The following is a 14,613-nucleotide window of genomic DNA, read 5'->3' as shown; positions in this document are numbered from 1 at the left end:
TTCACTAATGAGCTTTGCATTGTTAAAAGGTTCACTGGCCTCTTTTTCGTAGCGGTTATACTGATATACGCTTAGCCCTATAATTGCGCAAATTCCGTTCGGGTCATACGATGGTCATGACGTCATTCTTTCAATCGATACGGATTGACATAAATACCAGGCCCCTATACAAAAATAATAGCCGCCCAGTTTGGACGACTGCGGAATTTTCCTATATACTGACTCGTAACGATGCCGTTTATCCGCAAAATACGATCAGTCTTTATTGATATTCCACCGGAAAGTTTATCGGATTAGCGATAAATTCACGGTTAAATTCCCGTCCAAATTGCCGTCAAATCAACGATCCTACACTTGTCAAGAAGCTTTGTGTTCGAGGCGCAGCTTATCGGCAACCATGGCAATGAATTCGGAATTTGTAGGTTTTGCCTTAGTCATGCTTACGGTATATCCGAAAAGGGATGAAATGGATTCTATATTGCCACGGCTCCAGGCCACTTCAATCGCATGCCTGATAGCACGTTCAACACGGCTCGCCGTAGTATTGTATTTTTTTGCGATATCCGGATATAAAACTTTGGTGATGGAGCCCAATAGTTCAATATCATTATATACCATGGATATGGCTTCCCTTAAATACAAATAGCCCTTTATATGTGCAGGGACTCCAATCTCGTGTATGATGCTTGTGATGCTGGCATCGAGGTTCTTCGGCTTGGATTCATTTTGGGGACGATAGCTAAACTGACTATGATTTTTTAAAACTGCCTGACCTTTACTGCTTACCTGACGTATGTGATTGGCCAGATTTTCCATATCAAATGGCTTCAGGATAAAGTAAGACGCACCCAAATCAACAGCTTTTTTCGTTACATCTTCTTGACCAAAGGCAGTAAGCATAATCACATTAGGCATGGCACCCCGTTTTACTTCACGAAGTTTTTCTAGCACACCTAACCCATCTAAATGAGGCATGATAATATCGAGGATCAATATATCCGGGTCAACGCTTTCAAGCATACCCAGGCAATCTTGACCGTTATGTGCCACCCCAATTACTTCCATGTCATCCTGTGCAGAAATGTATTCTTCCAGAAGGCCAACAAGTTCTCTATTATCATCTACAACGCACACCTTAATTTTTTTCACGCTTGATTTCCTCCTCAACTACAATTGGTCTTTTTTTCTATATGACTAAATTCTATTGTAATTGAACTTTTCGACAATGGAAACTAAATTCCTTTTATTTTTGAAAAAATATAAGGAATTCAATATTATTCTCCGGATATCTCTTGTTTTCGACTTCGTTTGCTATTCGAATAAAGCGATTGTCGAAAAATCTTCATTTCGTTATCATTTTATCACATCGTTTCAAAAAAACCTCTATTTTTCGAAGAAATCAATTTAATTCCTACCCAAAATCTATGCTAATCATAACTTTCCATTAAAAAGGGGCATCCAAAAGGATACCCGGATTCTTAGCTTGCCTTTTCATAATTATCTTTGTCGTATATATTAATACCGGCTTCGTTTAACATCCATTCGATATGGACTCCATACCCACTTGTAGGATCATTAACGAATACATGGGTGACTGCACCGATTAATTTCCCATTTTGTATGATAGGACTGCCGCTCATACCTTGAACGATCCCACCCGTTTTTTGAAGCAATTCCTTATCCGTCACTTTTAAGACCATTCCCTTAATTGCGGGGAACTTCTGTGGTATGGAACTGACGATTTCAACATCGAATTCCTCCACTTCAGAACCATCCACCACTGTAAGGATTTTTGCTGGTCCTTCCTTTACCTCATGGGAAAGGGTGATGGGGAGTGGCTTATCGTTAATTCCATTTTTAAAATCTTGATTTAACTTCCCAAAAATTCCAAAGGGACTATTGCGATTGATATTTCCTATTTTTTCTTTATTGGAAGAAAAGCGTGCAAGTTTTTCTCCCGGATCACCATTGCTTCCCTTTTCGATGGATGTGACCGTCGATTGAACAATCTGTCCGTCCTTTACAACAATCGGCTTCTTTGTATCCATATCGGATATGACATGTCCCAAAGCCCCGTATTTTTTCGAATCCGGGTGATAAAACGTCATCGTTCCGATGCCAGCTGCCGAATCACGGATATACAAACCCAATTTGTAAGTTCCTTCATTCTTATCTTTTAGAGGTAATAGGGTACTGTGAAGCACTTCATTATCACGGTTAATGACAAGATTCAACGCCTCACCCTTTTCACCTGCCTGCTGAACAAAAGGGGTTACATCCCCCATCTTCTTTATCGTCTGACCATTGATTTCTGTAATAATATCACCGATTTCAATTTTTGCTTTTTCTCCCGGTGATTTTTTCCCCTGCGCAGTATCAATAAGATGATGACCTACTACGAGAACCCCAAGAGTATTAAGCTTTACTCCAATGGATTGGCCTCCAGGCATGACCTTAAAGTCTTTTAACACCCTGATGTCGACCTTTTTGGCAGGTAAGCCTGCTACATCGAGTAACACTTCATTCGTACCTGGTTTCTCAGCACCAAGTGTAATCGAGGCTTGTTCATCATGAAGCGAAATTCCATCACTGGATCCCGAAGTTTTTGCAGTAACAGGCAATGATTTGGAAATACTATATTGACTTCCTTCAAATAGTACAAGATGATTTGGAATTAAAAAATATTCACGAGATGGCTGGTATAACCCTAATGTTAATAGCGAAACAAGGAGAATTCCACCGATGATCCTGTTTATCCATATAAATTTCAATCCATTCACTCTCCTCGCTCTCTGAAACTTTATGGCTACACCTTTAATTTAGCCCTCATGACAATCATTTATAACAGGTGCAAAAAATAAAAGCTATCCGTTTTTGGATAGCTTTACAATGAATGCTTATGATAAGTTTAAATAATGTTCTTACCGGCCCTTCATGATGTAATCTTCAGCCTTTTGGCCAGCTGGATTAATTCATTGGCATGCTGCTTCGTCAAATCCGTTATCTCGACTCCTGAAATCATCCTGCCGATTTCTTTTACTTTTTCGGTTTCAATTAGCGGCTTGACCGAGGTATTCGTGCGTCCGGCCCTTACATTTTTCGCTATAAAAAGATGGGTATCCGCCATAGCGGCCACTTGTGGCAAATGGGATATGCACAATACTTGTGATCCAGTTGCCACTTTATAGATCTTTTCGGCAATGGATTGTGCAACCCGTCCGCTCACACCTGTGTCAACTTCATCAAATATAATGGATGTTATGCCTTGATGCTTGGAGAAAATGCTTTTCAAAGCCAGCATGATCCTCGACAGTTCTCCCCCAGATGCGATTTTGGAAAGAGGTTTTAACGGTTCACCTGGATTGGTGGAAATATAAAATTCCATTGAATCCAGACCTGACTGATTAATGCCCCTATCTGACAATTCATCGAAAGTATAAGCCGTTTGAAGGAAATGTGGTTCGAAAATTGTCTTTTCCATGTATAAATCTTTTAATTCCTGATGGATCTTTTTGGTTAACTGCTGAGCGAATTTCTGGCGAAGTTCAGAAAGATTCTTTGCTTCGACAATTAAATCTGCCTTGATGGATTTCATTTCCTTTTCGAGCTTCGCTATATGGGTTTCCCTATTTTGCAGTTTTTCGACTTCTTCTTCTATAGCGGCTCCATATTCCAGGATTTCCTCGATGGTCCGCCCGTATTTCCGCTTTAATTGATTTATTTCATTAAGGCGGCCTTCAATGAATTCCACACGTTCTGTATCATAATCCAAGGAGTCTAATTGGTCTCGGATGTTTGACACGGCCTCTTCAAGCAGGAAGTAGCTATTTGAAACGGTTTCAGAGCTATTCTTTAAACCCTCATCAAGCCCTGCAGCTTCCTCTAAATTATTCATGGCTACGGAAAGCCAATCAATTGCATGCTGCTCACCATTTAAAGCATTATAACTGGTTTGCAGCGCTTCATGAATTTTTTCGAAATTATTAATTTTCTTCCGCTCTTCCATCAATTCTTCATCTTCGCGTAACTTCAAATCAGCTTTTTGGATTTCATCGAATTGAAATTGGATCAAATCAAGGCGATGGACCATTTGCTGTTCATTTTGGCTCAAGCCATTCAATTGTTTAGAAGCGGTTTCATAACGTTTAAATAGCTTTTGGTATTCAGTGAGCGCAGATGCGATTTTTTCACCGCCGAATTGATCGAGCAGTGGAAGATGGAGTCGTTCATCCATTAATTCCTGATGCTCATGCTGACCATGGATATCTATCAATGTCCGGCCTATCTCGCGTAAAGTGGAAATCGTTACAAGCTTACCATTCACCCTGCAAACGCTTTTGCCGCTTTGTGAGATGTCCCTTCGAAGTATCGCCATCCCATCATTCATATCCAGGCCAAACTCTTCCGCTTTGGCAAAGACCGGGTGTTTTTCATCTTCAATTTGGAATAATCCTTCTATTTCGGCCTTAGACTCTCCATGCCGAATGAACTCTGCTGAACCACGTCCCCCAACCAAAAGATGAACGGCATCTATTATGATTGACTTCCCTGCCCCTGTTTCTCCTGTCAAGACCGTCAAGCCTTTCTCAAATGAAACGGACAGGCTGTCTATGATCGCAAAATTCCTAATCGATAGTTCTGTTAACAAACTAGGTCACCTCACAACATTATTAGAGCATGTCCAAGAATTTGCCGGAAATGATCTTTGCATCTTCCTCAGAACGGCAGATAATCAAACAAGTATCGTCGCCGCCGATCGTCCCGAGTATTTCTTGCCAATTTAAATTATCAATCAATGCGCAGATTGCCTGGGCATTACCTGGGAGCATCTTCATAACCAGTAAATTGTTGGCTGAGTCAATGCGTACAAATGCATCGACAAGGATTCTCTTTAATTTTTGAAGTGGATTGAAGCGCTGGTCGGCCGGCAGACTGTATTTATACCTTCCATCCGTCAATGGAACCTTTACAAGGTGAAGCTCTTTAATATCCCTTGAAACAGTAGCTTGAGTTACATTGTATCCAGCTAATTTCAATTCTTCAACTAACTCATCCTGGGTTTCGATATCATTATTCGTTATGATGTCCCTTATTTTTATATGTCGTTGTCCTTTATTCATAAGTAGAAGCACCTCTTCTCAACTGTTGCTCATATTAATGGTAATTGGTATCACTTTCATTTTTCACTTAAGCAAGCTGCCCCAATATGGGATTGCTTCGTTATCTTCAGTACGTGCAAATAGGCCGCTTTAGAAAGTGGCTAATATTAATGTTATCGGATTTTTATGCAATTGTACAACTTTTTCTCTAAAAATGAATACAAGTCTATTTTTTGTACGTACCTATTTTATGTATGCACCCTTAAATGATTCAATGGGATGACCACAATGTAAAGTTAAAAAGCTCCTTTAGCCAACCATTCAGCCAAAGGAGCCCATACAAGTTCTAACTATTCTTTTTTAAATTGAGCATGGGCCTCTCCAACGATGTCATCAACCGTTTTCGAAAGCAATATCGCTCCATCATCCTTCGAACCTTGCCAGTGTAAATGAAGTAAGAATTCAATATTCCCATCACCGCCTGTAATCGGTGAGAAGGAGGCATCCTTAATATCATAGCCTTCCTTTATAGAAAAAGAAATGATCTTATCCAATACTTGTTTATGAATTTTGGGATCGCGAACAATCCCCTTTTTACCCACTTGATCCTTTCCAGCTTCGAATTGCGGTTTAACCAATGCAACGACATCACTATTCTGGACGAGCAAGGTCTTTAGCACAGGTAAAATTAACGTAAGCGAGATGAAAGAAACATCAATGCTTGCAAAGTTTGGCATCTCCCCATCGAGATCGGCGGGTGTAACATAACGGAAATTGGTTCGTTCCATTACTTTAACCCGCTCATCCTGCCTGAGCTTCCAGGCAAGTTGATTATAGCCCACATCAAGCGCATATGACATGAGAGCGCCATTTTGCAACGCACAATCCGTGAACCCACCAGTCGATGAACCGATATCAAGCAGTACTTTCCCATTCACTTGTAAATCGAATTCCCTTAATGCCTTCTCAAGTTTAAGACCGCCTCTTGAAACGTAAGGCATGACTTTTCCTTTGATCGTGAATTCGAGATCGACCGGCACTTTTTCCCCCGGTTTTTCGTACCTTTCTTCATTCGCGTAGACAAGGCCTGCCATGACCATACGCTTCGCTTTTTCACGTGTATCGGCCAAGCCTTGTTCTACAAGTAATACATCTACTCTTTCTTTCATCACTTTCATATTGTCAGGCCCTTTTTTCTTTTTTGGGTGTTATCATTTTAATCTTTTTGATCGCGGTCTCAGTCGTTAAACCGATTTCTTCAAGCAGTTCATCGACACTTCCATGTTCAATGAAATAATCAGGTATCCCCATTCGATCTATAATTGCCCCATAAAATCCTTGATCATGGGCATATTCAAGTACTGAACTACCAAAACCACCTTGAAGAACCGCTTCTTCTATTGTCAAAATCGGCATTTTTTCACCAAGGAGACTGCTTAGCATGTTCTCATCCAAAGGCTTAATGAACCGGGCATTGATCACCTTAACTGAATAATCCTCTTTCTCGAGCAGTTCTGCCGCTTCAAGAGCCATCGGAATCGTTGTACCGAACGTTAAGATGGCAGCATCCGTTCCTTCTTTAAGAACTTCCCACGAACCGATTGGAATCTGCTGTAATTCAGTATCCATCACAACTCCCCAACCATTCCCACGAGGGAAACGCATAGCAATCGGACCATCATTATAGTTTAAGGCCGTATTGACCATATGCTGACCTTCGTTTTCATCTTTCGGCATCATCAATACCATATTCGGTACATGGCGTAAGAAAGCAATGTCGAAAACGCCTTGATGCGTTTCACCATCGGAGCCAACCAATCCGGCACGGTCGATCCCGATGAATACGTTCAAATTCTGACGGCAGATATCATGCACCACCTGGTCATAAGCCCTTTGCAGGAATGTTGAATATATAGCCAGGAAAGGTTTCATTTTTTGCGTTGCCAATCCGGCTGCAAAAGTTGCAGCATGCTGCTCGGCAATCCCTACATCATAGAAACGCTCTGGAAACTCTTGGGAAAAGCCCACCAATTTCGAACCTACGGGCATTGCAGGTGTAATCGCGACAATCCGTTCATCGTCACGGGCTAGCCTGCTGACAGTATCGCTTACAAGAGCGCTCCAAGCAGGACCTTTACTAGGGGATTTCACGAAATCGCCTGTCTCGATTTTGTATGGGCCTGTCCCATGCCAGTTTCCTGTTGTATCCAGCTCGGCAGGTGAATAGCCCTTGCCTTTTTTCGTGATGACATGCAGCAGTACAGGTCCCTTCGTTTTCTTGGCATATCTTAAATTCTCCAGCAATTCTTCATAATTATGACCATCCACTGGTCCTAGGTATGTGAAACCGAGCTCCTCGAAAAAGATTCCTGAAACCAATAAGTACTTCATGCTATCCTTCAGGCGTTCAGCTGTAGCTGCAAGTTTGCCACCGACTGCAGGGATTTTTTTCAAAAGCAGCTCCAATTCATCTTTTGCCCAGTTATATTTGCCTGCTGTACGCAATCTTCCCAATATCGTGTGCAGGGCACCTACGTTAGGGGCTATGGACATTTCATTATCATTCAGGATAACGATCATGTCCTTTTTTTCATCACCGATATGATTTAACGCTTCAAGCGCCATTCCGCCTGTTAGGGCACCGTCCCCGATCACTGGCAAAATAAAACTGTTTTCACCTTTGATATCACGGGCAGCCGCCATTCCCATTGCAGCTGAAAGGGAAGTCGAACTGTGACCGGTTTCCCAAACATCATGGGGGCTTTCAATCATTTTAGGAAAACCGCAAAGACCTTTGTATTTCTTTAAGGTATCGAACTCCCCTGCTCTGCCAGTCAGGATCTTATGGACATAGGATTGGTGTCCGACATCCCATAAAATTTTATCATTCGGACTGTCGAATTCTTTATGCAAGGCTATAGTCAACTCGACGACACCTAAATTCGGACCAATATGCCCACCTGTCACCGATAATTTTTCCACAAGGAATTTACGTACTTCCACACTTAACTCGACAAGTTCTTCATTATTCATCTTCTTCAAAAAAGAAGGGTCTTTTATAGATAGAAGATCCAAACAGGACCACTCACTTTCTGTCATTTTCGGTTGTAAGCATAAACAAAGCCTCATAAAAGAGGGCTATGGGGGACTTGACCGAAAAATTGGTTTTAAGTTAAAAAATAGCCGCCAACACCCAGGTGATTTCGGCGGCTTAATATACCTATTTTATCACGTATCTCAATTAAAAAATTCATTATGATTTTCACATATTTTTGCACAATGAGTATACCATAAAACCTCAATTGATAACAAATTTAGCTCAATCAATGGTTACGGTTCGCTATTAAATCGGTTAGTTCATTCAACAAACCCGTTTGTAGGGTTGTTTTTCCTAAAGCGGCATGGGCAAGTTCTATATGATGCTCCAACTTTTCCTTTGCCCCTTGAAGCGTAAGTAAAGAAGGATATGTGCTTTTATGATTACCCACATCACTGCCAACCGGCTTGCCGATCAACTCGACGGACCCTTCAATATCCAGAATATCATCCCGAATTTGAAATGCAAGCCCCAGGTGGTAAGCAAAGTCACGTAAATGAAGTTGCTGTTCTTCATTCGCTCCGGATAATATAGCACCGGAAAGGATGCTTGCAGTCAATAACTTCCCTGTTTTATGTTCATGGATATACTCCAATTCCTGAAGGGTCAGCTGTTTATTTTCACCTTCCATATCGGCAACTTGACCTCCAACCATTCCTTCGGCTCCGGCAGACTTCGCAATTTCACTTACAAGGTTCAGCTTCATTTCAGCCGTCACCTCGGGATCGATCATATCCGTCACCAATTGAAAGCTGTATGTAAGAAGCGCGTCACCTGCCAATATTGCAACCGCTTCACCGAACACTTTATGGTTAGTCGGTTTTCCGCGGCGGAGATCATCATCATCCATCGCTGGAAGATCATCATGAATCAAAGAATATGTATGGATCATTTCAATGGCAGCCGCTGCAGGTATCCCGATCCTCAAGCTTTTCCCAAAGGCCTCCAGAACCGCAAAGACCAATAACGGGCGAATCCGTTTACCCCCTGCCTCCAGCGAATAGATCATGGCTTCTTTGACCACTGCCGGTGCTTTAAGTTTATTGACATATTCTACGATTTCCCGTTCTATAACCGTTTTATATTCTTTAGAAAACATTTCAAAGGACGCCGTACCCATGTCATTCTTCCTCCTGTACAGCGAAGTTTTCAAGTTCCCCATCTTCGCGTAAAATTTGAGTCAACTGATCTTCAACAGCCTTAAGCTTTGAATGGCAAAGCCTTGATAAATCCATTCCTTGTTTATATATGGAGATGGCTTCTTCCAAGGGCACATCGCCTTCTTCCAACTGTTCCACAATTTTTTCGAGATTCTCCATCGCTTCTTCAAATGTAGCTTCTTGTTTTTTTGTCATGGTTCAATCCGCTCCTTTATTTCTTTAATTTCACATTCAAGGGTTCCATCTTTAATCGAAACCGCTATCTTATCCCCTTTGGATACTTGCTGTGTACTTTTCACTAATGTCTCATCTTCAGCAAAAACCAATCCATAGCCCCGTTCCATGATTTTTAGTGGACTGAGGGCAGACAAAGTGGCTGTAATATGAACGAATTGCTGTGATTTTTGCCGATAGATGGCTTCCATGGCCCTACGTAAAACCTTTGCATGCTGCTGCAATTCATCTTTCGCATTTTTCACCGCTTGTTCAGGATGCTGCTTTTTCAGAATTTCGTTCAGCTGATTCAGCTCATCTCTCTTTTTCATGAAATATCGCGTGCTGGTCCTCCCTAGCCTGTCCATCGTCTTGTCTAGCTGTTCCAGCTTCTGTTCATACATTTTATGCGGATAACGGAAAGCATAAGACCTCTCCATCCTGGTCAAACGGGTTCGTTCAAAATTGACCGCTTCTTGAATGGAGCGGGTCAACCGATTTTTGCGGTTCATCAGGCGTTCGAGTATTTCATTTAAGTGAGGAACCGCTAACTCCGCTGCACCAGTCGGTGTAGGAGCACGCATATCGGCGACAAAATCAGCAATGGTAAAATCGGTTTCGTGACCGACAGCAGAAATTACCGGTATATCGGAATCATAAATCGATTCAGCCACTATCTCCTCATTAAAGGCCCATAGCTCCTCGATTGACCCGCCGCCCCTTCCAACAATGAGAACATCACTTTCCGCCCTTGCGTTAGCCATTGAAATTGCCTTGGCAATCGATTTAGCGGCATTATTCCCTTGTACAAGTGCCGGATAAACGATAATCCTGGCGATTGGATATCTTCGCTTGATGGTTATCAGGATATCTCTTAATGCAGCTCCGGTCGGGGATGTTATGACTCCTACAGACTTAGGGTACTGTGGGATCGGCTTCTTATGTTCGGCCAAAAACAAACCTGCCGCCTCCAGCTTTTTCTTCAGCTGTTCATAAGCAAGATACAAATCCCCCACACCATCAGGGGCCATGCTTTTCACATAAAGCTGATACTGTCCCCCAGCTTCATATAATGATATATCGCCCTTAACAAGTACCTTCATACCATTTTCGGGCAGGAATTTCATCCCTTTATTATTGGCGGCAAACATAACGGAAAGAAGTCGGGCCTTCTCATCCTTTAAAGTAAAATACATATGTCCGCTTGTATGTTGTTTAAAATTCGAAATTTCACCTTTTATGTATACATTTTGCAAATGGGGGTCGGCATCGAATTTCCTTTTGATGTACTTAGTTAAAGCCGACACACTCAAATATTGTTGGTTGCTCATATAATGTCTCCTTCCGATTGAAATCGGATTTAAAGAAAACTCACCTATGGATCCATGAATGGAAAAAAAGCGGTCTCCCGTTATTATAAAACAAGAGGTCCGCTTCTTTAAAATAATTTAACGTTTTTTTCAGCTTTTTAATGCTTGCTTGTTCAGTTCAAGTGCTTTTTGAGCAGATTTGACCGTATTCTTCATAAGCATCGTAATCGTCATGGGACCAACGCCTTTAGGAACAGGTGTAATGTATGAAGCCTTATTTTTCACTTCATCAAACGCCACATCACCGCAAAGCTTCCCTTCATCATTCCTGTTCATTCCGACGTCAATGACGACTGCGCCTTCTTTAATATGGTCACTCGTGATCGTGTCCCTCTTTCCGACAGCTGCGACAACGACATCGGCTTGCTTGGTATAATATGCAAGATCCTTTGTCCGTGAATGACAGTAAGTAACGGTTGCATTTGCATTCAAGAACAATTGTCCGGCTGGTTTTCCGACGATATTACTTCTCCCTACGATGACAACATGCTTACCTTCAAGGTCATAGTCGATATACTCAAGCATCACCATGACGCCGTATGGGGTACAAGGTAAAAATGCATCCTGTCCCGTCATCATCCGCCCAATATTAATCGGGTGGAAACCATCTACATCCTTTTCAGGGGAAATCGCTTCAATGATCGCTTTTTCCTGAATATGTCCAGGCAATGGCAGCTGCACCAATATACCATGAATGCTGTCATCCTGGTTTAATTCAGCAATGCTCTGAATTAATTCCTCCTGAGAGAGCTCCGCAGGCTTTTTAATTAATACGGAATGCATGCCCAAGTCCTCACAGGCCTTTTGCTTATTGCGCACATAGGTTTGTGATGCTTGATTGTCACCCACCAGGATTACAGCCAAACCTGGAACGATATTTTTTTCACGTAACTGTTGAACTTCCTTACTGATTTCCTGCCTAACTGACTCTGCAATTTCTTTACCATTAATGATTTGAGCTGACATGTGTTTATTCCTCCCAAGTTAATTTTGCTAAAGAAATTGCTGAGAGAATCCTTGCTCAAGGCTGCAGCTTTAGCTGCCGCTTTTCACCTTTACTTTGGATAAAACGGCATTTACAAAGCTGCTCGATTGATCATCACCGAATTTCTTAGCAATTTCAATAGCTTCATTCATTGCAACACTTACAGGAACATCTTCACTGTGAATCATTTCATAAACCGCGATACGCAGTAAATTCCGATCAATGTTCGCCAGTCTTTCCAACGTCCAATTCTCTAAATTGTCCCTGATCATTCCATCAATTTGTTCACGATTTTCCGTTATCCCCATTACTAATTTCTTGAAGTATTCATCAGTAGGAGCACCATCCAGTACGCTTTCCATTGCTTCTTCTGCATTCGAGTTGGCAATATCTATTTGATATAGTGCTTGAAGGGATTTTTCACGGGCTTCTCTTCTTTTCATAATCTTACTCCTTTAACATCTACTATTATATATGAAAATGCTAGAACAAACGAACATTAAATAACATTTTTTCAAAAATATTAAGATTTTCGCTATATTATTAAAAAAATAAGCTAAATCCCACTAAAATTAAGGCCAAAAGACTCAAATATCTTGATTCAGGATAACAATACAAGATTACATTCGGAATTAAACGGCCAACACAGTCCCATACTTTTTGAAAGTGTCAAAAAGCTCATGCCTAGCTTTCATGCTCATATTTCACCTTTTACACTCTAACAGAAATCACCCTTGAATTAAAGGGAAACTTCCAGACACCGCCTTATTATGTTCATTTAAATTTAATATTATAAGCAGGCCTCAAAAACGGGGTATCTGGAGTTAACATTCAAAAAAACAAAAACCCGGCTTTTGCCGGGTTTTTGCAGGTGCGAATCGAATGAAGCCACTTACACTTCTTGTTCGTAATCCGCTTCTTGTTTAGCGTTTTCAAACGCAATGCCCACTACATGAATGTTCACTTCGCCCGCGTCGATAGCGGTCATATTCAACAAAGCTTCACGAATGTTATCTTGCACTTCCTGAGCAACTTTCGGAATTGAAACACCAAACTTCATGACACAATAAAGTTCGACTTTGATGGATTCTCCCGTTAAGTCCACTTTAACACCTTTACCGTGGTTCTTTTTCCCAAGCTTTTCAACCACACCCGTGGCGAAATTCCCGCGCATATGTGCAACACCTTCAACTTCCGATGCAGCGATACCCGCAATCACCTCTATTACCTCAGGTGCGATCTCCACTTTGCCCAGCCCACTATTATAATCATTCATTTCGAGTAATTGGCCTTCCATTTCACTCATTCAAAAGCACCTCCTGTCTTCCTTTACATTATGAGTTCATTACATCATATATTTCAAGGAATTTGGTATTAAATTCTCCGGAAACAAATTGTTCATGCTGAAGTAACTTAATATGGAAAGGAATTGTGGTACTGATCCCTTCAATGACAAACTCACCTAAGGCGCGTTTCATCTTTTCGATTGCCTCTTCCCTAGTAGGTGCATGGACAATCAATTTAGCGATCATGGAATCGTAATACGGCGGTATCGAGTACCCAGGGTATGCCGCGGAATCAACACGAACTCCGTAGCCGCCTGGCGGTAAATACATTTGAATCTTACCTGCGGAAGGCATGAAATTCTTTTCTGGATTTTCAGCATTGATCCGGCATTCGATAGACCATCCGTTATAAGTGACATCCTCTTGCGAAAGCGATAGTTTGCTGCCTGAAGCAACTTTGATCTGTTCTTTAATCAAATCCACGCCCGTTACCATTTCTGTAACAGGGTGTTCAACCTGGATACGTGTATTCATTTCCATAAAGTAGTATTTTCTATTCACATAGTCATAAATAAATTCTACTGTTCCGGCACCTGAATAATTAACGGCAAGTGCTGCCGTTACTGCAGCCTGCCCCATTTCCGCACGTGTTTCACCATCCAATGCCGGTGAAGGGGTTTCTTCAACAAGCTTTTGCAAACGTCGCTGGACCGTACAATCACGCTCACCTAAATGGATGGCATTGCCATGATTATCTGCCATGACCTGTATTTCAACGTGTCGGAAGTCCTCGATGAACTTTTCAATATACACGCCTGGATTCCCAAATGCCGTCGCGGCTTCCTGTTGTGTGATGTTAATGCCTTTAATTAGCTCTTCTTCCGTCCTTGCGACGCGGATACCTTTACCGCCCCCGCCGGCAGTAGCTTTGATGATGACTGGATAGCCCATTTCATTAGCTAAAGCTACACCCTCATCCGTATCCTTGATTATGCCTTTAGAACCTGGAACGATCGGTACACCAGCTTTACGCATGGTTTCCCTTGCTACGTCCTTTGTTCCCATTTTATTGATAGCTTCGGGGCTAGGACCGATGAAAATGATATTGCATTCACGGCATAGCTCAGCAAAGTCAGCATTTTCAGCAAGGAAGCCATATCCTGGGTGAATCGCATCGGATCCGGTTTTCTTGGCTGTGCTGATAATGTTCGTTGTATTTAAATAACTGTCTTTTGATAATTTAGGACCGATGCAATATGCTTCATCCGCAAGCTGGACATGTAATGCTTCTTTATCAGCTTCTGAATAGACCGCAACAGTCTCGATTCCTAATTCCTTGCATGCCCGGATGATTCGGACAGCAATTTCCCCGCGATTGGCAATTAATACCTTTTTAATCATTT

General features: G+C 41.8%; 13 protein-coding genes. All 13 read right to left on the bottom strand.

The window, feature by feature from the left end:
- Positions 1–357 precede the first annotated feature (357 nt).
- The 13 genes from spo0A to accC all read right to left on the bottom strand — a co-directional run bounded on the left by spo0A (position 358) and on the right by accC (position 14,611).
- Positions 358–1,149 carry a sporulation transcription factor Spo0A gene (gene spo0A / locus ACSR9O_RS09000; RefSeq protein WP_137016177.1) on the bottom strand — a complete coding sequence of 264 codons (792 nt, stop codon included), beginning with the start codon at positions 1,147–1,149 and terminating at the stop codon, positions 358–360.
- A 329-nt stretch (positions 1,150–1,478) separates the two neighbouring features.
- On the bottom strand, positions 1,479–2,771 hold the full coding sequence (gene spoIVB / locus ACSR9O_RS08995; protein WP_101222522.1) for a SpoIVB peptidase: 1,293 nt from the start codon (positions 2,769–2,771) through the stop codon (positions 1,479–1,481).
- Positions 2,772–2,932: 161 nt separating this feature from the next.
- Positions 2,933–4,648, bottom strand: a complete 1,716-nt coding sequence (gene recN / locus ACSR9O_RS08990; RefSeq protein WP_101222523.1) for a DNA repair protein RecN — start codon at positions 4,646–4,648, stop codon at positions 2,933–2,935.
- A gap of 22 nt (positions 4,649–4,670) precedes the next feature.
- Complete coding sequence (ahrC, locus tag ACSR9O_RS08985; protein ID WP_034308279.1) at positions 4,671–5,120, bottom strand: transcriptional regulator AhrC/ArgR; 450 nt, start codon at positions 5,118–5,120, stop codon at positions 4,671–4,673.
- 329 nt (positions 5,121–5,449) lie between these two features.
- Positions 5,450–6,277, bottom strand: coding sequence for a TlyA family RNA methyltransferase (locus ACSR9O_RS08980; protein ID WP_101222524.1), 828 nt, complete (start codon positions 6,275–6,277; stop codon positions 5,450–5,452).
- A gap of 4 nt (positions 6,278–6,281) precedes the next feature.
- Positions 6,282–8,174 (bottom strand): 1-deoxy-D-xylulose-5-phosphate synthase, encoded by a 1,893-nt coding sequence (gene dxs / locus ACSR9O_RS08975; RefSeq protein WP_101223461.1) that lies wholly within the window; start codon positions 8,172–8,174, stop codon positions 6,282–6,284.
- Positions 8,175–8,422: 248 nt separating this feature from the next.
- Positions 8,423–9,316, bottom strand: a complete 894-nt coding sequence (locus ACSR9O_RS08970) for a polyprenyl synthetase family protein (protein WP_101222525.1) — start codon at positions 9,314–9,316, stop codon at positions 8,423–8,425.
- A 1-nt stretch (position 9,317) separates the two neighbouring features.
- Positions 9,318–9,551 carry an exodeoxyribonuclease VII small subunit gene (locus tag ACSR9O_RS08965; RefSeq protein WP_034308286.1) on the bottom strand — a complete coding sequence of 78 codons (234 nt, stop codon included), beginning with the start codon at positions 9,549–9,551 and terminating at the stop codon, positions 9,318–9,320.
- Positions 9,548–10,900 carry an exodeoxyribonuclease VII large subunit gene (gene xseA, locus ACSR9O_RS08960; protein WP_101222526.1) on the bottom strand — a complete coding sequence of 451 codons (1,353 nt, stop codon included), beginning with the start codon at positions 10,898–10,900 and terminating at the stop codon, positions 9,548–9,550. The genes ACSR9O_RS08965 and xseA overlap by 4 nt, the downstream gene beginning before the upstream one ends.
- Positions 10,901–11,029: 129 nt before the next feature.
- Positions 11,030–11,905, bottom strand: a complete 876-nt coding sequence (gene folD / locus ACSR9O_RS08955; RefSeq protein WP_101222527.1) for a bifunctional methylenetetrahydrofolate dehydrogenase/methenyltetrahydrofolate cyclohydrolase FolD — start codon at positions 11,903–11,905, stop codon at positions 11,030–11,032.
- Between the two features lie 69 nt (positions 11,906–11,974).
- Positions 11,975–12,367 carry a transcription antitermination factor NusB gene (gene nusB, locus ACSR9O_RS08950; protein ID WP_101222528.1) on the bottom strand — a complete coding sequence of 131 codons (393 nt, stop codon included), beginning with the start codon at positions 12,365–12,367 and terminating at the stop codon, positions 11,975–11,977.
- A gap of 449 nt (positions 12,368–12,816) precedes the next feature.
- Positions 12,817–13,221 carry an Asp23/Gls24 family envelope stress response protein gene (locus tag ACSR9O_RS08945; protein ID WP_222620245.1) on the bottom strand — a complete coding sequence of 135 codons (405 nt, stop codon included), beginning with the start codon at positions 13,219–13,221 and terminating at the stop codon, positions 12,817–12,819.
- A 37-nt stretch (positions 13,222–13,258) separates the two neighbouring features.
- Positions 13,259–14,611 carry an acetyl-CoA carboxylase biotin carboxylase subunit gene (accC, locus tag ACSR9O_RS08940; protein WP_101222529.1) on the bottom strand — a complete coding sequence of 451 codons (1,353 nt, stop codon included), beginning with the start codon at positions 14,609–14,611 and terminating at the stop codon, positions 13,259–13,261.
- Positions 14,612–14,613: the final 2 nt, after the last annotated feature.

The sequence above is a fragment of the Peribacillus sp. B65 genome, assembly GCF_058513295.1.
This window is presented reverse-complemented; position numbering and strand designations above follow the sequence as displayed.

What these genes read in the sequence shown, in the direction of transcription:
- accC (WP_101222529.1), bottom strand. Translation starts at nt 14,611, where the DNA reads ATGATTAAAAAGGTATTAATTGCCAATCGCGGGGAAATTGCTGTCCGA.
- ACSR9O_RS08965 (WP_034308286.1), bottom strand. Translation starts at nt 9,551, where the DNA reads ATGACAAAAAAACAAGAAGCTACATTTGAAGAAGCGATGGAGAATCTC.
- folD (WP_101222527.1), bottom strand. Translation starts at nt 11,905, where the DNA reads ATGTCAGCTCAAATCATTAATGGTAAAGAAATTGCAGAGTCAGTTAGG.
- ACSR9O_RS08970 (WP_101222525.1), bottom strand. Translation starts at nt 9,316, where the DNA reads ATGGGTACGGCGTCCTTTGAAATGTTTTCTAAAGAATATAAAACGGTT.
- nusB (WP_101222528.1), bottom strand. Translation starts at nt 12,367, where the DNA reads ATGAAAAGAAGAGAAGCCCGTGAAAAATCCCTTCAAGCACTATATCAA.
- xseA (WP_101222526.1), bottom strand. Translation starts at nt 10,900, where the DNA reads ATGAGCAACCAACAATATTTGAGTGTGTCGGCTTTAACTAAGTACATC.
- ACSR9O_RS08980 (WP_101222524.1), bottom strand. Translation starts at nt 6,277, where the DNA reads ATGAAAGTGATGAAAGAAAGAGTAGATGTATTACTTGTAGAACAAGGC.
- ahrC (WP_034308279.1), bottom strand. Translation starts at nt 5,120, where the DNA reads ATGAATAAAGGACAACGACATATAAAAATAAGGGACATCATAACGAAT.
- ACSR9O_RS08945 (WP_222620245.1), bottom strand. Translation starts at nt 13,221, where the DNA reads ATGGAAGGCCAATTACTCGAAATGAATGATTATAATAGTGGGCTGGGC.